This window comes from Clostridium sp. UBA5119, from assembly GCF_002414285.1.
Classification (GTDB): Bacteria; Bacillota; Clostridia; order Clostridiales; family Clostridiaceae; genus Clostridium_J; species Clostridium_J sulfidigenes.
In genome coordinates, this window is record NZ_DHYX01000038.1 from 1 (window position 1) to 17,907 (window position 17,907).

22 protein-coding genes and 1 pseudogene are annotated in these 17,907 nt (G+C 29.7%); 22 read left to right on the forward strand and 1 reads right to left on the reverse strand.

What is annotated here, in order from left to right:
- Positions 1-143: 143 nt before the first annotated feature.
- The 21 genes and pseudogenes from B2671_RS04980 (at position 144) to B2671_RS05080 (ending at position 15,318) form a co-directional block, all read left to right on the forward strand.
- Complete coding sequence (locus tag B2671_RS04980; RefSeq protein ID WP_167403110.1) at positions 144-314, forward strand: hypothetical protein; 171 nt, start codon at positions 144-146, stop codon at positions 312-314.
- 429 nt (positions 315-743) lie between these two features.
- Complete coding sequence (locus B2671_RS04985; RefSeq protein ID WP_346869430.1) at positions 744-1,142, forward strand: hypothetical protein; 399 nt, start codon at positions 744-746, stop codon at positions 1,140-1,142.
- A 150-nt stretch (positions 1,143-1,292) separates the two neighbouring features.
- Positions 1,293-1,454 (forward strand): hemolysin XhlA family protein, encoded by a 162-nt coding sequence (locus B2671_RS04990; RefSeq protein ID WP_346869431.1) that lies wholly within the window; start codon positions 1,293-1,295, stop codon positions 1,452-1,454.
- Positions 1,455-1,469: 15 nt separating this feature from the next.
- Positions 1,470-1,715, forward strand: a complete 246-nt coding sequence (locus tag B2671_RS04995) for a phage holin family protein (protein WP_346869432.1) — start codon at positions 1,470-1,472, stop codon at positions 1,713-1,715.
- A gap of 51 nt (positions 1,716-1,766) precedes the next feature.
- Positions 1,767-1,973: a hypothetical protein gene (locus B2671_RS05000; RefSeq protein WP_346869433.1), complete on the forward strand. Its 207-nt coding sequence runs from the start codon at positions 1,767-1,769 to the stop codon at positions 1,971-1,973.
- Positions 1,974-2,675, forward strand: coding sequence for a GH25 family lysozyme (locus B2671_RS05005; protein WP_346869480.1), 702 nt, complete (start codon positions 1,974-1,976; stop codon positions 2,673-2,675).
- A 149-nt stretch (positions 2,676-2,824) separates the two neighbouring features.
- Positions 2,825-3,193, forward strand: a complete 369-nt coding sequence (locus tag B2671_RS05010) for a hypothetical protein (protein WP_346869434.1) — start codon at positions 2,825-2,827, stop codon at positions 3,191-3,193.
- Between the two features lie 334 nt (positions 3,194-3,527).
- Positions 3,528-3,869, forward strand: coding sequence for a hypothetical protein (locus B2671_RS05015; protein ID WP_346869435.1), 342 nt, complete (start codon positions 3,528-3,530; stop codon positions 3,867-3,869).
- 399 nt (positions 3,870-4,268) lie between these two features.
- Entirely contained in the window at positions 4,269-4,433 is a 165-nt protein-coding gene (locus B2671_RS05020) for a hypothetical protein (RefSeq protein WP_346869436.1), read from the forward strand.
- Positions 4,434-4,530: 97 nt separating this feature from the next.
- The gene (locus B2671_RS05025) at positions 4,531-4,689 is read left to right on the forward strand and encodes a hypothetical protein (protein WP_346869437.1); all 159 of its coding nucleotides are present in this window, start codon (positions 4,531-4,533) and stop codon (positions 4,687-4,689) included.
- Entirely contained in the window at positions 4,677-4,823 is a 147-nt protein-coding gene (locus B2671_RS05030; RefSeq protein ID WP_346869438.1) for a hypothetical protein, read from the forward strand. The genes B2671_RS05025 and B2671_RS05030 overlap by 13 nt, the downstream gene beginning before the upstream one ends.
- Positions 4,820-5,149 carry a hypothetical protein gene (locus B2671_RS05035; RefSeq protein WP_346869439.1) on the forward strand — a complete coding sequence of 110 codons (330 nt, stop codon included), beginning with the start codon at positions 4,820-4,822 and terminating at the stop codon, positions 5,147-5,149. Before B2671_RS05030 ends, B2671_RS05035 begins: the two co-directional genes overlap by 4 nt.
- A gap of 75 nt (positions 5,150-5,224) precedes the next feature.
- Positions 5,225-5,302 carry a hypothetical protein gene (locus tag B2671_RS05040; RefSeq protein ID WP_346869481.1) on the forward strand — a complete coding sequence of 26 codons (78 nt, stop codon included), beginning with the start codon at positions 5,225-5,227 and terminating at the stop codon, positions 5,300-5,302.
- 152 nt (positions 5,303-5,454) lie between these two features.
- Positions 5,455-5,610: a hypothetical protein gene (locus tag B2671_RS05045; protein ID WP_346869440.1), complete on the forward strand. Its 156-nt coding sequence runs from the start codon at positions 5,455-5,457 to the stop codon at positions 5,608-5,610.
- Positions 5,611-5,856: 246 nt separating this feature from the next.
- On the forward strand, positions 5,857-6,129 hold the full coding sequence (locus tag B2671_RS05050; protein WP_346869441.1) for a hypothetical protein: 273 nt from the start codon (positions 5,857-5,859) through the stop codon (positions 6,127-6,129).
- Positions 6,130-6,255: 126 nt separating this feature from the next.
- Complete coding sequence (locus B2671_RS05055) at positions 6,256-6,543, forward strand: metal-dependent hydrolase (RefSeq protein WP_346869442.1); 288 nt, start codon at positions 6,256-6,258, stop codon at positions 6,541-6,543.
- Positions 6,544-7,056: 513 nt separating this feature from the next.
- Entirely contained in the window at positions 7,057-8,412 is a 1,356-nt protein-coding gene (gene miaB, locus B2671_RS05060; RefSeq protein ID WP_346869443.1) for a tRNA (N6-isopentenyl adenosine(37)-C2)-methylthiotransferase MiaB, read from the forward strand.
- A gap of 47 nt (positions 8,413-8,459) precedes the next feature.
- Positions 8,460-11,084 carry a DNA mismatch repair protein MutS gene (gene mutS, locus B2671_RS05065; protein ID WP_346869444.1) on the forward strand — a complete coding sequence of 875 codons (2,625 nt, stop codon included), beginning with the start codon at positions 8,460-8,462 and terminating at the stop codon, positions 11,082-11,084.
- Positions 11,085-11,113: 29 nt separating this feature from the next.
- The gene (mutL, locus tag B2671_RS05070; protein WP_346869445.1) at positions 11,114-12,967 is read left to right on the forward strand and encodes a DNA mismatch repair endonuclease MutL; all 1,854 of its coding nucleotides are present in this window, start codon (positions 11,114-11,116) and stop codon (positions 12,965-12,967) included.
- Between the two features lie 18 nt (positions 12,968-12,985).
- On the forward strand, positions 12,986-13,927 hold the full coding sequence (gene miaA, locus B2671_RS05075; RefSeq protein WP_346869446.1) for a tRNA (adenosine(37)-N6)-dimethylallyltransferase MiaA: 942 nt from the start codon (positions 12,986-12,988) through the stop codon (positions 13,925-13,927).
- Between the two features lie 121 nt (positions 13,928-14,048).
- A pseudogene (locus tag B2671_RS05080) lies at positions 14,049-15,318 on the forward strand (aminotransferase class I/II-fold pyridoxal phosphate-dependent enzyme).
- A gap of 75 nt (positions 15,319-15,393) precedes the next feature.
- Here the strand turns inward: B2671_RS05080 and lexA are convergent.
- A complete protein-coding gene (gene lexA / locus B2671_RS05085) occupies positions 15,394-16,002 on the reverse strand; it encodes a transcriptional repressor LexA (protein WP_346869447.1) in 609 nt (202 codons plus the stop codon).
- Positions 16,003-16,116: 114 nt separating this feature from the next.
- Here lexA and B2671_RS05090 point away from each other — a divergent pair, with 114 nt between their 5' ends.
- Positions 16,117-17,373: a DEAD/DEAH box helicase gene (locus B2671_RS05090; protein ID WP_346869448.1), complete on the forward strand. Its 1,257-nt coding sequence runs from the start codon at positions 16,117-16,119 to the stop codon at positions 17,371-17,373.
- The last annotated feature ends 534 nt before the right edge of the window (positions 17,374-17,907 follow it).

Sequence of the window (17,907 nt, forward strand, 5' to 3'; positions counted from 1 at the left end):
CTATATAGGGTACATTTTAATTTTATTTAGCATTGTACTTTTTATTTTAATATACTTATTTACATCTATAGAGAACATATTTGAGTATAAAACTTTTGATATTGTTTAAACTAATGGTGACAAATAAGTAGGAGGAAAATATTATGGCAAAAGCAGGAATGAGAAGACCAGATCCAAAAGATTCACATGGCACAGAAAGTAATAAGCATAATCACTTTCCTAAAAATGAAGTTCATCCAGTACCAGAACTTCAAGGAAGGGCTAAAACTTCAGATAAAAAATCTAAGCCAATTAGCTATGATGGGAAATGGTAAAATAATGTGTGAATAAAAACAAAGTAGACATTATGGATGCAAATTAAACTTAGAAGAAGTAATAAGCAGCACTTACTTAAATTAAGAGTAGGTGCTTTTATTATGTTTAGATTACGCAGTTTAAAGGATTAATCATTACTTACTAGACTTTCTTTTTATATCTTTTATATGCTAGAATACTATAGAAATTTAAAGGGGCAGTAATAACATCTGCTAATCCATTTGGAAAAATAACTCCGGAAGAGTACACAGTGATTACTGAAATAGAATTTGTAGAATAGAATTAAATTGTAAATAAATTGTAAATAAATAATACAATATTGGAAAGTGAAAAACACCTCATATTCATATAAATTACAGTGGTATACAAAGGGAGTATTCAGGAAATAGTAATTAAGTACACTAATTAAAATATGGGAGGTTAAATAAATGAATGATAATAAAAAAGAACTTTTTTTAAATGGTCATGGAATTATCAGTATTATCGATATCCCTGATACTAAACCTAAAGTACCTGATTATATAATTGCATTAATAAATAAGAGTAAAGGATATACAGTAACAAAAATAAAAGTAGGAGAAGATGGTGAAGAAATTAGATTACCTCATCCTGTTCCTTTAAATTGTGAGTATGATACTTGTGCAAAATGTCATGCTGCTGCTAAATATGATCCAATTCTTGTTGTAGAATGTGATGATGCCCCTTTTGACCTTTTTCTATTCTGTCATACTGACGATGACGAAAAACCAAGTGGATGGGCTGGCCCAGCAAAAATTAAACCTAATTGCAATTATGCTGGTGAAGTTATTTGTCTTGATTTACAATAGAATTATATTACGAACTAAATATATCTTAAGAGATTAGAGAAATCTAGTCTCTTTTTTACATTAAAAAACAAGGAAGGTGTAACATGAGTGAAGCTGATGCAATACAAGAGGTGAGAGAGTTTAATAGAGATAAAAGGCTTACTTAAAAATATGAATGATACCAATGAACTTAAACTTAAAAACTTTGAGGAGAAGTTAAAAGTTGCAAACAATAGAAATTCAGATTTAGAAGATGCTAACAGATGGTTATGGAGAGCAGTTGCTGGAGCTTTAATAAGTGCAGTAATTGCTTTTTTAATTAATTTTAAATAAGAAGGAGAGATAATTATGGAGTTTATTAATTACATTACAGAAAATGCTTTAATTTTAATACCAGTACTTTATATCATAGGTATGATTTTAAAAGGAATTGAAAGAAAAAAAGATAAATATATACCATTGATACTATTACCTATAGGTATAGGTCTAGCTATGGCACTTATGGGCCTTAATATAAATGCTATAATTCAAGGAATTTTAGTAGTTGGTGTTAGTGTTTATACCAATCAGCTTGTAAAACAAATTAATAAGTAGTTTACAGAGTGAGGGCAATCTCACTCTTTTATATTTAAGGAGGAATAGATTATGAAATTAAGAGGTATAGACGTATCACATCACCAAGGAACTATTGATTGGGATAAGGTTAAAAGTCAGATAGATTATGCAATCTTAAGTGTAGGATATGGTGACAACATAACAAGCAAGGATGACAAGCAAATTCATAGAAATGCTAAAGAGTGTACAAGACTAGGGATACCATTTGGAGTTTATATTTATTCTTATGCAGAGTAAATAGCACAAGCTAAGTCTGAGGCAGATCATGTATTAAGATTATTAAAGGGTTATAAATTAGATTATCTAGTTTATTTTGATTTGGAAGATGCAGGAACTACAGGAAAGTGCTCTAATAAACTTATAGCAGATATGGCGGAGGTATTTTGCAATGCTATAGAAAAGGCTGGTTATTGGGCAGATATTTATGCAAATACATCATGGTTCACTAACAAATTAACAGATGCTAGATTTAATAAGTGGGTTAAGTGGGTGGCTCAATATAATACAACTTGTACCTATAAAGGTAAACATGATATATGGCAATATGCAAGTGATGGCAGAGTAAATGGTATTAGTGGGAATGTAGACATGAACTATTGCTATGTTGATTATCCTGGATTAATTAGTCCTAAAGCTAACTTATCTAAACCAACAAAACCAAACCCTAGTACAGATAGCAAAGAAGAAAAGGAAATGGATTATATTATACAATATTCAAATGCAACAGACCAAGCAATTGCAGAGGTAATGGCTGATAGACTTAACTGTCCAACAATAAACTGTTTAAGACCATATGCTTACTATGCGCAGTATAAAACAGTTATTGCAGTAGGAGAAGCCAAAAACAAAAGTGGACATACTGATGTACTTATCCAGGTGAAGAATAGACAGGAAACAACGGATAAGGCTATAGCTTATTGTAAGAGCTTAGGAAGATAATATTTAGAGGGTACTTATGTAAAACTTGCTACCATCATTTTTATTTATAGTAATATTAAAAATCAAAACCACTATAAAAACATTGTTTGCTTTTATGGTATAGATTGTTATTATATGAAAATAAATACTTATGTAAAGGAATTGTTTATATGATTAGATTGAAAAAGAAAATGGAAGAATATTATTATTGGGATGCTAGAGTTAAATCATTGGAGTGTGATTATTTTGCAGATGAAGTTAAATTAATTTATGATGCTATGGAATGCGATGTTATATATCATTTTACAGGATGTTATAGTACAGAGTTTAATCATGAAATTGCATATAAAAAAGATAAGCCTATGAAAGAATGTACGTTGGGTCAAATACCATATTTTATTCAAGATATTAAGTTAACTGAGAATATAATAGAAGATAAAAAATATCTTAATATTAGTATTAATATGTTTCCTATGTATGTAAAAATTTTGTGCGAAGATATTAAAATAGAACAAATCCCTAAAAAAGGTGATAGTTAAAATAAGAGTAAAAATGAAAAGCCTAGAGTTTAATCCAGGCTTTTTTATTTTACTAGTATAGGTAAGAGATATATTAAAATTATAAATGATAAAATTCATAGTATAGAACCTAGTACAAAAATGTTTTTGCTAATGACTTTAAAAAATTTCTATATTATCTATAATTCCATAAACTTATTTTAATATATGTATTATAAAAAATAATCAAAGGCTAGTAGGGAATAAAATCCTTATTAGCTTTAAAAAGATTGTAATTAGTTTATGTTTACTTCTAACAGTCCTTGGTTGTAATTTGGGTTTTAGTTCTAAAGCTTTTGCACAAGCAAGAATTATTATGTCATTCAATGCAAATGGTGTTCGTGATAGTTATATTAGCAACAATTTACCCACCAGTTCTGATGACGTATTTCAATTATGGAGTGACGGGAAAGCAGATGTTATTATTAGTATGGATAGGTGGAGTACTAGTGACAGGAGTGGCCAAAATATGGTATTTGAAATTTGGAGAAGAGTTGGAGTAGGACAATATGAACTTTATCGTACTAGTCAACCAATAGGTGGAACTGGAGAGTATAAGGAAACTTTTAATCTTAGGACTGGAATATATAAACTAAAAATAAAAACTTTAGACCCAAGAGTTTATGTATACGCACATGGCAAGGTTCTTTCACGATAATTAACAACTAATTTAAAAGGTATAAAGCAATATAATATTACTTTATACCTTATTTTTCTTTTGTATAAGCACATGGTTTAAGATGTATTTAAATTATAGACAATCAATCTTTGATTTATACATTAAATGTAAAAGTGTTAATCATAATAAAGTTCTTCTCTTGTTTTATAGAATCATTACTCAATTTCCTTAAGTTTATTTTCCTTTCAAAATTTGTAGAAGTTCTTCTTTGTTTGAATCTACTAACCTCAATAATGACTCTGTTACTAATCTAGATGTATTTGGTCCCATAGTGACAGTTGCATTTAATTTTCTTTTTTTCTTCNNCCTCAATAAAATTATTAACATTAAAAGGAAATAATATACTTAGAGAGAATAGTATATTGTAGGGGTGGTGTTATGGTTAAGAAAGGATATGAAAGAGTAGATGTAACTTTTTCTAAGACTTCTGATATAGAAATGCAATTGTATAAATATATAGAAGAAAAAGGACAACTAATAGGAAAAGGGAAGTATATTAAACAACTTATATTAGAAGATATGAAGAAGGCTCATAGAAAATAGAGCCTTTATTTTTTTATAAATATTTCGGAACTTTTAGGAAACTTTTGGTGCTAGATTGCATATAGATATATTAAGAAGTAAGAAAGTGGAGGAAGTTATGGTAAATAAGATTACAGTTAGTTTCAAAAGCACCACAAAAGATATGAAATTATTCGTAACAGTTAATAGCCAAGAAGAGAAATCAGATTTTATTAAAAAGGCATTAGAATATTATATTAAGCACTTAGATAAGGAGAATATTCAATGTTTGGATTAGATTTATTGATTCTCAATGGCATAAAAAGCCTAGCAATTTTCACAGGAACTTTAAAAGAAGGTTTAATAATACTTAGTGGTATTATTATTTATTCAATAGCAGCAGTAAAAGTGGAAGGGAGGAATAGCAAGTGATTACTGAATTTACAATAGCTGGTGCTGGTGTAGCACTATATAGAAATCTAGACAAAATTAAGCTAAGGAAGAAATGGAAACAGATTACTTATAGCAAGAGCGAATTTACTAACAGATTAGAAAGAACCCTTAAGATATGGCGAATAGATAGGACTCCATACGGCTATGACATAATTACTGAGTTTCCATATGGATATACCTTTGAAAATCTTAATAGAGATATAGATATATTCAAAGAAGGATTACAATTTCAAAGCATACAACTAAGCCAAGTTAATAACGTGGTTATTATGAATTGTGTGGCTAATTACAAGTTCAAAGATTAATTACATCCTAATAAAATTCTAATAGCAGATGGACTTATTAAGCCTATTATAGTAGATATGAACAAATTCCCTCACATGCTTATTGGTGGAGATACTGGAACAGGAAAATCAAGAATACTTCTATTGATTCTATCTAACTTAATAAAATATTGAGGGTATATAGATTTACACTTACTCCAGATTCGTAAAAACGACTTGGGAGTATTTCAAGGTTGTGCACAAGTAAAAACATACTCAAAGACATTAGAAGAGGTTTTAAAAGCACTAGAGAGCATAGATAAGGAGTGCAGAAGAAGAGAAGAAAGATGATAGTTAATGTTGGTAGAAGTAGTGGTGTATTCTTAATTACTGCATTACAAAAGCCAACCTCACACAGTATACCAACGGATATAAAAGCTCAACTATGCACCAGGATTAGTTTAAAAATAGCAGATGGCCCAACAGCTAAAGTTATAGGATAGAGATATTCAAATCATAAATTTTATTACAGAGAATGCAGGAGCCACAATAAAACAAATACAAGAACTATTCTTTCCTAGTTATAGCATGGCAGCTAAAAGGCTTAAGATACTAGCAGATAACAAATACATTAAGGAATCTATTCATCCAACGTTAGGTAAAAAGGTTTATTATATAAAAAAATACCCTCTTTTCATACACTGGTTTTAACGGATATCTTAGTTGAACTTAAAGACCGAGTCACCTATATGAAAAGAGAGCATGAAATAAATAAAAAATTTATTGACTATATATTTATATTAAAAAACGGGCAAATTATAACCGTAGAAGTAGATATTTTTAATAGGACAAAAGAAGAAAAATTACTTAGTATTTATGAGGAATTAAGCAAAACAAATGCTCCCGTGACAATGCTAATTGTAAGCAAACATAAACGTCGTGTTGGGCGAGGAGAGAAGAAAAATAAAAATATTAAAAACATAAAAATAGAAGAAATTAAGGAAGTAATAAAGAAAATATAGTAAGTATCATGAAATAAACTAAAGATGAAACCTTAGTAATATACCCAACTAAATTAACTTTACCTATCCATATCGTTGGATAGGTTTTTTTATATACTTTTGGAGAGAACAGGAGGGCGTAAGCGTATGATGAAACGAACACACATGGCTATAGGTGTAGCTGCTACAATACCAATAATATTAAATAGTCCAATAGCAGCAATAGGAGTGTTAGCAGCTATTGTTCCGGATTGGGATTATCTTTTAGGAATAAAACATAGAACTTATACACACTCACTATTAGTATTAATTATAAGTAGTATCTCTATACTAATCTTAAATAAGTGGATAGCTATAGTATGGTTTATAAATTTTGTATTGCATCTAGTAGCAGATAGTTTTACTAAGATGGGAACACCATATTTATATCCATAGAGAAAGAGTTATTATGGATGTAAATTAATTAAGACTAGAGGTGCAGAAGATTATTTTAATAACAATAGCATAGAATTCTTAGATAAGTTATTTAAAGAGTTTGATCTAAGCATTAAAGAGTCATTAGATATTAAATTGTTAAAAGCTAATTGTTATGAAGAAACTGGTCAATATAAATTAGCAGAGGAATTATATTTAAACATACTTGATTTATCTTTAGAAAAAATAATTTGTATTATAATCTATCTATTAAATTATATAACTACTTTATCATTAAAAAGAATATGAAAATGTTTTTGATTTATTGAGGAAAGTGGAGATTAGTATAAAAAGAAAAATCATCATAAATAAAGATTCTGTAACTTTATTTTTTAAAGCTAGTCATGAATTAAAAAGTGATGAACTGTTTGAAAAAGGCCAAGGGGAATCCTTAGCCTTTCTTTTCGTGTATTGTATATGCTATAATACTATAGAAATTTAATAAATATATTGGATATTGGAGGAACATCAACAATGAGTAATAATGTAAAAAATATAAATAAATTAAACGAACCTAAAACCTTCTGGATTTGTACATGGGGTTGTCAAATGAATGAAGAAGACTCTGAAAAATTATCTGGTGGATTAAAACCATTAGGATATGTAAGAACTGACTCTAAAGAAGAGGCGGATATAATAATCTTTAATACATGTTGTGTTAGGGAAAATGCTGAGCAAAAGGTAGATGGAAACTTAGGGGCTTTAAAAAAACTAAAAAAAGAGAACCCTAATAAGGTTATTGCTGTTACAGGTTGCATGATGCAACAAGAGGGAATGGCAGACAAAATAATAGGTAAGTTTCCTTTTGTAGATATAATTATAGGAACTCATAATGCCTATAAGTTTACAGAATATCTTGGAAGAGCTTTAGGTGGAGAAAGACCTATAATAGAAATTTGGGATAAAGAAGCGGATATAATAGAAGGAGCTCCTATTGATAGAGCAAGTACTATAAAAGGCTTTGTTACAATAATGTATGGGTGTAACAATTTCTGTACTTATTGTATAGTTCCTCATGTAAGAGGACGTGAAAGAAGTAGAAACTCCGCTGAAATAATAAAGGAAATAGAGAGTATGGTTAAAGAGGGATATAAAGAAATTACTCTTCTTGGACAAAATGTTAACTCCTATGGTAAGGGACTAGAAGAAAATATTAATTTTGCGGAACTTTTAAGAAGAATTAATGAAATAGATGGTATTGAGAGAGTGAAATTTATGACTTCTCATCCAAAGGACTTAAGTGATGAAGTAATTGATGTAATTGCAGCTGGAGATAAGTTATGTGAATCTATTCATCTTCCAGTACAATCTGGATCATCAAGAATATTAAAAAAGATGAACAGACACTATACTAGAGAGCAGTATTTAGAATCAATTAGAAAAATTAAAGAAAGAATGCCTAATGTAGCATTAACTACGGATATAATTGTAGGATTCCCAGGAGAAACTGAGGAGGATTTTAAAGATACTTTAAGTCTAGTTAAAGAAGTTGAGTATGATTCTGCCTTTACATTCTTATATTCTAGAAGAGGTGGTACTCCTGCAGACTTAATGTTTGACCAAGTAGATGAAAAAGTTAAAAAAGATAGATTCAATAGATTAGTTGAAGTCGTTAATGAAATTTCTGCTAAGAAAAATAAGCTTTATGATGGAAAAATTGTTGAAGTTCTTGTAGAAGGTGAAAGTAAAAGTGATGATACAAAATTAACCGGAAGGACAAGAACAAGTAAATTAGTTAATTTTACTGGTAATAAAGAAAATATAGGTAAGTTAGTTAATGTTAGAATCACTAAAGCAAATTCTTTTTCATTAATAGGAGAAGAAGTATAAGAGCGACTTTGTCGCTTTTTTAAAATAATTATGAAGGAGAGATATATATGGCATTAACTCCAATGATGCAACAATATTTTCAAATTAAAGATAAATATAAAGAATGTATCTTATTTTTCAGACTAGGCGATTTCTATGAAATGTTCTTTGATGATGCTAAAGTTGCATCAAAGGAGTTAGAGTTAACACTAACGGGAAGAGATTGCGGTCTTGAAGAAAGAGCTCCTATGTGTGGGATTCCTTTTCATGCAGCTAAGAATTATATTGGAGCCTTAATATCAAAAGGGTTTAAGGTAGCTATTTGTGAGCAGGTAGAAGATCCAGCGGTTGCTAAAGGAATTGTAAAGCGTGATGTAGTAAAAATTTATACCCCAGGAACTTACACAGAAGCTTCCTATTTAGATGAGAGTAAAAATAGCTATACAGCTAGTTTATATGTGAAGGAAAATCACATTGCATTGGCCTTTTGTGATGTGTCTACAGGGGATTTCTATACTACTGAATTTAAATATAATATTAATGTACTTATAGATGAATTATATAAATTTAATCCTCGAGAGATAATTATTACAGAAAGCTTTAACCAAGAGATTATTGATGAAATTATAAGTAGAACATCCTTTTATATATCCCACTTCCAAGATAATAATTTTAATATGGAAGAAGAAGATCTTAAAGAACAGTTCTTGAACATAGAAATAGATAAATTATCAGAAATAGTAATTAAAACTTGTAATGGATTAATTAGATATATAAAAGAAACTCAAAAGGTTTCCTTGACTCATATAAACCATATAGAGATATATGATATCTGCACTTATATGACCATAGATGTTAACTCAAGAAGAAACCTTGAACTGGTGGAGAATATCAGAGATAAAGGAAAAACAGGAACTCTTTTATGGGTTATAGATAAAACCAATACATCTATGGGTGGAAGAAGAATTAGAAAGTGGTTAGAAGAGCCTCTAATTATTAAGAAAGATATTTTAAATAGACAAGATGCTATTGAAGAGTTTACTAAGGATATAATCTTAATGGAAGATTTAAAGGAAGCGTTAAACAGCATTTATGATATTGAGAGATTAGTTGGTAAAATAAGCTCTACTGCAATAAATGCCAAAGAGCTTATATCATTAAAACATTCCATTGCTAAAGTTCCAAGGATTAAAGAACTTATTTCTAATCTTACAAGTCCTTTAATGAAGGATGTTTATTCTAACTTAGATGAGCTAAGAGATATTTGGACTTTTCTCGAAAGCTCTATTATGGATGAACCTTCTTTGTCTGTTAAGGAAGGTAATATTATTAAAACGGGTTATAATTCATTAGTAGATGAATTAAGAGAAAGTAAAACTAATGGAAAGCTTTGGCTTGCAAATTTAGAAAGTGAAGAGAGAATAACTACCGGTATAAAATCCCTTAAGATTTCTTATAATAAGGTTTTTGGATATTATATAGAAGTTACAAAATCTAATCTTTCCTCAGTGCCAGAAGGAAGATATATTAGAAAACAAACTTTGTCAAATGCTGAAAGATATATAACTCCTGAGCTTAAGGAGATGGAAGATAAAATCTTAGGAGCAGAAGAGAAATTAATTGCTCTTGAATATTCTATATTTACAGAGATTAGAGAAAAATTAGAAGAAAATATAGACAGGATGAAAAATACAGCTAAGCTTATATCTGAAATTGACTGTATATGGGCTTTGGCTATGGTTGCTAGAGAACATAACTATGTGAAGCCTGTAATTAATACTGAGGGAATAATAGAAATTCAAGAGGGTAGGCACCCAGTTGTAGAAGTTATTACAAAGGCAAATAGCTTTATATCTAATGATACTACCTTAGACCTTGAAGATAATAGACTTATGTTAATTACTGGGCCTAATATGGCTGGTAAGTCTACATATATGAGACAGGTAGCTTTAATTACGTTATTAGCTCAAATGGGAAGTTTTGTTCCTGCTAAAGAAGCAAATGTTTCTATTTGTGATAAAATATTTACTAGAATAGGAGCTTCTGATGACTTGGCTGGTGGTAAGAGTACCTTCATGGTAGAAATGTGGGAAGTATCAAATATTCTTAATAATGCTACCAATAAGAGTTTGGTTCTTCTTGATGAAGTTGGTAGAGGTACTAGTACCTACGATGGACTTAGTATTGCATGGGCAGTTATAGAGTATATATGTAAAAATTCAAATATTAAATGCAAAACCCTATTTGCCACACATTATCATGAGTTAACTAAGCTAGAGGGAGAAATTCTAGGAGTAAAAAATTACTCTATTTCAGCAAAAAAAGTAGATAATAATATTATATTCTTACGTAAAATTATAAAGGGTGGAGCAGATGAATCTTATGGTATAGAGGTTGCTAAGCTTGCTGGATTACCTGCAGCAGTAATTTCTAGAGCAAGAGAAATTTTAGAAACTTTAGAAGATGGAACTTCAAAAGATATAATCAAAGAAGAAGCGAAAACTGTAATTCCATCTACAGATAAATTGAAAAAAACGGAAAAAGAAATTTGCTTAACTCAGCAAATAGCTTTTGAAGATGTAGCGATGCAAAACCTAATTGACGAAATTAAATCTATAGATGTACTTAATCTTACACCTATGGATGGATTTAATAAATTATACGATATTATTAAAAAAGCTAAGAATATATAGATAAAATAATTATTTAAGGTGGGTGTATTATGAGAAGAATCAATTTATTATCTGAAAACACTGCCAATAAAATTGCAGCAGGAGAGGTTGTTGAAAGAGCTAGTTCTGTTGTTAAGGAATTAGTGGAAAACAGCCTTGATGCTGACAGTAAAAACATAACTATTGAAATAGAAGAGAGTGGCAATAAGCTTATAAGAATCACAGATGATGGACGTGGTATTCATCCTGAAGATATAAAAATAGCTTTTTTACCTCATGGTACAAGTAAGATAAGTTCCATGGAAGATATTTACGACATTCAATCCTTTGGATTTCGTGGAGAAGCTCTTGCTAGTATAGCGGCTGTTTCAAAGGTAAGACTAAAATCAAGGATGGAAACTTTTGATTATGGTAGAGAGATTTATATTGAAGGTGGAAAAGTAATCTATGAGAAAGACGTAGGTTGCAATTTAGGAACGGAAATTGAAGTTAAGGATTTATTCTTCAATACTCCAGGGAGGCAAAAGTTTTTAAAATCACCTCAAAGAGAGAAATCTATAATAAATGACTTGGTATTAAAGCTAGCTCTAGGAAATTATAAGACTTCTATAACCTTAATTAATGATGGCAAACAAACCCTTAGAACCTTTAGTGAAGATGAACTAGATAAAACCCTTAGAATTTTATATGGAAAAGAAGTATATGAAAATGTAATACCAATAGAAAACCATAGCGATATTTTATCTGTATATGGATATATTGGAAAAGAGAGTATTAGTAGAGGTAGTAGAAATAGACAAAGCATTTTTGTAAATAAGAGACTTATAAAAAGTTCTTTAATAACTGCTGCGGTAGAGAATGCATTTAAATCCTTTATTATGGTAAATAAATTTCCTTTCTTCGTTATACACATTGATATATTTCCGGAATTTATAGATCCTAATGTACATCCAACTAAAAATGAAGTTAAGTTTTTAGAGGAAAGAGTTTTATTTAAAACCATATTTGATGGGGTTCATAGTGCATTAAAAGAAAGCTTAAAGAAGAGTTTTATAATACCAGAAGAAATAGAGGATTTGCCTATAGTTCAAGAGGATAAACTACATAAAAGTTATACTTCTTTAGAACCTAGTCAAATTGGATATTTAAAAGATAATCACTATACTAATGAAGATAATAATTTAAATTATAATAAGACTTTGATTTTTAATAACGAAGTAAATTATAATGACAAACCTTCTTATATAAGAGAAATTCCTATTGAAAATCAATTTGAACCTAAAGAAGCTAATATATATTCTAATAAGGAAATATCAAGGATTCCTAAAATTCCACCAATTAAGCTTATAGGTCAGTGTTTTAATAGTTATATAATTGGTGAATATTTAGATGAATTGTATTTAATTGACCAGCATGCTGCTCATGAGAAGATATTATTTGAAAAGTATAGAAAAAATATAGGTAATTTCAATGTGGTAAGTCAGATTTTAGCTGTACCTACAATCATTCCATTAACCTTTAATGAATATGCTATTTATAAAGATAATGAAGAAATTTTCTCAAATGCAGGATTTGTGGTTGAAAGTTTTGGCGAAAATGACGTGTTAGTTAGAGAGGTTCCAGTATTTTTGGGGAAACCTCATATAAACAATTTGTTTCATGATATGATAGAAAATATAAAATCCATGGGCAGTGGTTTAACCATAGATATAAAATATGATAAAATAGCTTCTCTTGCTTGTAAGGCAGCTGTAAAAGCTAATGATAAATTATCAGATGTAGAGATTTTATCCCTCCTTGAAGAGTTAAGGTATATAGATGAACCATTTACATGTCCACATGGTAGACCTACTATAATTAAATATTCATTAAAGGAAATAGAAAAAAGTTTTAAAAGAATTTAGTATGAAGGGATTAAAGCAATGAAAGATTTATTTATATTAGCAGGACCTACTGGTATTGGCAAAACAAAGATTTCAATTCATATTGCCAAAGAACTTAATGGGGAAATAATATCTGCTGATTCTATGCAGATATATAAGAAGATGGATATTGGATCTGCTAAGATATCCAAAGAAGAGATGAATGGTGTGAAGCATCATCTCATTGATTTTTTAGATCCTAGTGAAAACTTCAGTGTGGCAGAGTTTAGTTCTTTGGCAAAGGAAACCATTGAAGAAATAAGCAGTGAAAATAAGCTTCCCATGCTGGTAGGTGGCACTGGGCTTTATATTAATTCTCTTATTTATAATTATAGTTTTGCTGAAACTAATAAAGATGAAGCTTATCGCAAAGAACTAGAACAGTTAGCCTTAGAAAATGGAGTAGAATATGTTCATGAGCTGTTAAAAGCCGTTGATGAAGTGAGTTATAACAAGTTATATCCCAATGATCTTAAAAGGGTAATTAGAGCTTTAGAGGTTTATAAGGTAACAGGAATTCCTATATCTGAAGCAGCTAAAAATGATGAGATTTTTGATATACCTTACAAAGTTTATTATTATGTATTAAATATGAATAGAGATAAGCTTTATGAAAGAATTAATCATCGTGTTGACTTAATGTTAGACGCTGGTCTTCTAGAAGAAGTAATAAGGTTAGAAAAAGAAGGATATACCACAGATATGCAATCTATGAAGGGAATAGGTTATAAAGAGCTATTACAACATCTTCATGGTGAAGTTTCTAAAGAGAAGGCTATAGAAAATATAAAGCAATTTAGTAGAAATTATGCAAAACGTCAGCTTACTTGGTTTAGAAAAGATCCAAGGGTTAAGTGGATAGACAAGGATGATTTTTCTAATGATGAGGATGTAGCAAAATTTATTATTAATGATTATAAAGAGAAAAAATATAAAGACTAAGTTAATTTTAAATATTGTATAAGATATATAGATAGCTATAAATATTAAGGAATTATTTGCTTAATATTTATAGCTATGTTAGTATTAGAATGTTATTTTATGTTTAAGGAGCGATTTTTTTATGATAGAAAAAACTAAAGAGTTTTTAATAAATAACTTTAAAATAAATGAAGAAGTTTTTAAAGTATCAGAAGAAGCTTTAAAGGATATTCAAGAGCAATTTTCTATGATGGATGATATTCGAGAATATAATCAATTAAAAGTTCTTAGTGCCTTGCAAGCTGAAAGAGTTAGTGATATGCATTTTACTAATTCTAGTGGATATGGTTATGGTGATGTTGGTAGAGATACTTTAGATAAGGTTTTCGCTAGAGTATTTAATACAGAAGCAGCCCTAGTTAGGCCACACTTTGTAAATGGAACTCATGCTATTGGATGTGCTTTATTTGGCAACCTACGACCAGGAGATACAATGCTGAGTATATGTGGTTCACCTTATGATACCTTACATAACATTATAGGAATAACTAAGGATGTAAATATAGGCTCTTTAAAGGAATATGGGGTAAACTATAAGCAATTAGAGTTGACAAGTGCAGGTAAAGTTAATATTGAAGAGGTTGAAAAGACTTTAAAAGAAAACCATAGCATAAAACTTGTACATATTCAAAGATCTACAGGATATGGGTGGAGAAATGCACTGTTAGTAGAGGAAATCGGTGAAATAATAAAGTCAATTAAAGAAATCAAACCAGAAGTAATTTGCTTTGTTGATAACTGTTATGGCGAATTTATAGATACTATAGAGCCAACAGATGTAGGAGCTGATCTTATAGCTGGTTCTTTAATAAAAAATATTGGTGGAGGAATTGCTCCAACAGGTGGTTACATAGCAGGTAAAGAAGCCTATGTAACTCAAGCAGCATATAGATTGACCATTCCAGGTATAGGCGGAGAGTGTGGTTCTACCTTTGGTGTAATGAGAAGTTTATATCAAGGATTATTTTTNNATGGAAGCTGTAAAGACAGCTATATTCTGTTCAAGGGTAATGGAACTTTTAGGTTTTGAGGTACTCCCAAAATATGATACTAAGAGAAGTGATATCATACAAGCTATTAAATTTAATGATAAAGATAAATTAATTCAGTTTTGCAAGGGTATTCAAGCGGGTTCTCCAATAGATTCATTTGTAGAATGTGAACCTTGGGCTATGCCTGGTTATGAAGATGAAGTAATTATGGCTGCGGGTGCATTTATACAAGGTTCTTCCATTGAACTTTCTGCTGACGCTCCAATAAGAGAGCCATATATAGCATATCTTCAAGGTGGATTGACCTTTGATCATGGAAAAGTTGGAGTTTTAATGGCTATATCTAGAATATTATCTTAATTAGGAGTTAAATTAATAGATATATAATAAATTTATTTTATTATATAAAAAATATTAAGAAGCTATAATAGCTTCTTAATATTTTCTATAGATTCCTGATAGTTTACCTAAGATTTTGCAATCGTCAACAATTATTGGCTCCATGGTGGAGTTTTCTGGTTGTAGTCTAATATGCCCATCTTCTTTAAAAAAAGTTTTTATAGTGGCTTCATTTTCTATTAGAGCAACTACGATATCTCCGTTAGATGCAATAGAAGTTTTTTCTATTATAGCTAAGTCTTTATCATGGATTCCAGCTTCTATCATACTGTCACCTTGAACTTTAAGTATAAATAATTCATTTGTACTGTTTACAAAGTCAAGGGGGATAGTTAGATAATCTTCTATACTTTCTTGGGCAAGTATAGGAATTCCAGCTGTAACTTTACCTATAATAGGAATATTAATCATTTCTTTTTTATTATGAGGTTCTTGCAGTAATTCTATTGCCCTTGGTTTAGTTGGGTCACGTCTTATTAAGCCTTTTTTCTCAAGTCTAGTAAGATGACCATGAACCGTAGATGTTGAACTTAAATTTACAGCTTCACAAATTTCTCTTACTGAAGGGGGATATCCTTTAGTATTAACTTGATTTCTAATAAACTCATAAATTTCTGATTGTTTACCACTTTTAATTTCAATCATGAAAACACCTCTCAATCTAGATAATTATACCATAAGAAATAAAGAATATCAAACCTTTGTTCTCATAAAGGAAAATTATTGTAGTAAATTTAAATAAAAACTGGAGATGAAAAAATGGAAAATTTTTTAGAATTAAATATAAATGCGGAAATAATAAAGGTATTGGAGGAATTAAAAATAACAAAGCCAACTCTAATACAAGAATTATCAATTCCTAAAATATCAGAAAATATGGATGTGATAATGCAAAGTGAAACAGGCAGTGGTAAAACCTTGGCTTATTTGCTACCACTAATTGAGAGAATTGATTATAAAAAAAGAGAAAATCAATTTATAGTCTTAGTTCCTACCCATGAATTAGCCCTTCAAGTAAATGAAGTTTTAAGTACTTTGGGAGATAAATCTTCTTTGAATATAAAGTCTACGGTTATCATGGGGGATGTAAATATAAAAAGACAGGTTGAAAAACTAAAGGAAAAACCTCAATTTGTAATAGGGTCTCCAGGAAGAATACTAGAGCTAATAAAAATGAAAAAAATAAGTGCTCATACAGTTAAAACTATAGTAATTGATGAGTGTGATAAACTTTTAGACAAAAATAATTTAAATATAGTTAAGGATGTTATAAAAACTACACTTAGAGATAGACAATTAGTAATGACTTCTGCCACTTTAACAGAGGAAGCTTTAAGTATAGGGGAAAGCTTAATGAAATCCCCTAAAATCATAAAGTGTAATGATGATTCAACTATAAATCCTAACATAAACAATTTATATATAGTTTGTGATAGGAGGGATAAGATACTTATTCTTAGAAAATTAATGGCAAGTATAAATCCTAGAAAAGCTATTGCCTTTATTAATAAAAGTGATGAAATAGAAATATTAACTACTAAGCTAAAATACCATGGACTAAAGGTGGATGGAATACATGGTAGTTTTGTTAAAAATCAAAGACAAAAAACCATGTTAGACTTTAAATCAGAGCGTATAAACCTTTTGGTATCTTCAGACTTATCTGCAAGGGGATTAGATATAGAGGACGTTACTCATATATTCAATGTAGACTTACCAGAAGATATAAATACTTATGTGCATAGAAGTGGTAGAACAGCTCGTGGAGATAAAAGCGGTACTGTTATATCTATTATTTCACCTAAGGAGATAGCGCAATTGAAAGCTTATAGTAAAAAACTGAATTTTAATCTTACTGAGAAGACTATATCTCACGGAAATATTGAAGATGTAGCTGTTGTGGTTAAAAACTATAAGAAGAGTAATGCACCTTCAGATAAAAGGTCAAAACCATCTGAGAAATCATCAAAACCTAGGAAGAATACTGCTAAAAAAGACAAAAGAGATAAAAGATAGGTATAAGGATAATATAAAGTATATCTTATGCATATAATCTAATAGAGTTCTATCTAGGGAGGAATTATGTCTAGACATTTTACAAATGCAATTTACTTAAGTGATGAAGTGGAGAACATTATAAGGAGTTCTAAATTCCTAGGAAAGGGCAATAATGGAGTGGTATATAGAATCAATAATGAGAGAATTATAAAAATATTTAATGATAAAAAAGTTTGCGAAACAGAGTATATAATTCTTAAATCATCTATGCATCATCCATCCTTTCCTAAGGTTTTTGACTATGGAGATTTTTTTATTGTAAGAGAGTTTGTAGATGGGATAAGACTTGATAAGTATCTAAATCATAACCCTCTAAATCAGAAACTAGTAAGAAGCTTAGTAGATTTAATAAATGATTTTAAAGAACTTGGTTATAAAAAGTTAGATATACGTTGCAAGGATCTTTATGTACAAGAGGACTTTTCTATCAAAGTTATAGATCCAAAGGATAACTTTGATAGAGTGATGCCTTTTCCACGGCATCTGATGAGA

Coding starts and splice junctions, on each gene's coding strand:
- mutL (WP_346869445.1), top strand. CDS start 11,114: ATGAGAAGAATCAATTTATTATCTGAAAACACTGCCAATAAAATTGCA.
- B2671_RS05030 (WP_346869438.1), top strand. CDS start 4,677: ATGTTTGGATTAGATTTATTGATTCTCAATGGCATAAAAAGCCTAGCA.
- B2671_RS05025 (WP_346869437.1), top strand. CDS start 4,531: ATGGTAAATAAGATTACAGTTAGTTTCAAAAGCACCACAAAAGATATG.
- B2671_RS04995 (WP_346869432.1), top strand. CDS start 1,470: ATGGAGTTTATTAATTACATTACAGAAAATGCTTTAATTTTAATACCA.
- B2671_RS05000 (WP_346869433.1), top strand. CDS start 1,767: ATGAAATTAAGAGGTATAGACGTATCACATCACCAAGGAACTATTGAT.
- mutS (WP_346869444.1), top strand. CDS start 8,460: ATGGCATTAACTCCAATGATGCAACAATATTTTCAAATTAAAGATAAA.
- B2671_RS05015 (WP_346869435.1), top strand. CDS start 3,528: ATGTCATTCAATGCAAATGGTGTTCGTGATAGTTATATTAGCAACAAT.
- B2671_RS04980 (WP_167403110.1), top strand. CDS start 144: ATGGCAAAAGCAGGAATGAGAAGACCAGATCCAAAAGATTCACATGGC.
- miaA (WP_346869446.1), top strand. CDS start 12,986: ATGAAAGATTTATTTATATTAGCAGGACCTACTGGTATTGGCAAAACA.
- B2671_RS05040 (WP_346869481.1), top strand. CDS start 5,225: ATGCTTATTGGTGGAGATACTGGAACAGGAAAATCAAGAATACTTCTA.
- B2671_RS05055 (WP_346869442.1), top strand. CDS start 6,256: ATGATGAAACGAACACACATGGCTATAGGTGTAGCTGCTACAATACCA.
- B2671_RS04990 (WP_346869431.1), top strand. CDS start 1,293: ATGAATGATACCAATGAACTTAAACTTAAAAACTTTGAGGAGAAGTTA.
- lexA (WP_346869447.1), bottom strand. CDS start 16,002: ATGATTGAAATTAAAAGTGGTAAACAATCAGAAATTTATGAGTTTATT.
- B2671_RS05050 (WP_346869441.1), top strand. CDS start 5,857: ATGAAAAGAGAGCATGAAATAAATAAAAAATTTATTGACTATATATTT.
- miaB (WP_346869443.1), top strand. CDS start 7,057: ATGAGTAATAATGTAAAAAATATAAATAAATTAAACGAACCTAAAACC.
- B2671_RS05045 (WP_346869440.1), top strand. CDS start 5,455: ATGATAGTTAATGTTGGTAGAAGTAGTGGTGTATTCTTAATTACTGCA.
- B2671_RS05090 (WP_346869448.1), top strand. CDS start 16,117: ATGGAAAATTTTTTAGAATTAAATATAAATGCGGAAATAATAAAGGTA.
- B2671_RS05010 (WP_346869434.1), top strand. CDS start 2,825: ATGATTAGATTGAAAAAGAAAATGGAAGAATATTATTATTGGGATGCT.
- B2671_RS05020 (WP_346869436.1), top strand. CDS start 4,269: ATGGTTAAGAAAGGATATGAAAGAGTAGATGTAACTTTTTCTAAGACT.
- B2671_RS04985 (WP_346869430.1), top strand. CDS start 744: ATGAATGATAATAAAAAAGAACTTTTTTTAAATGGTCATGGAATTATC.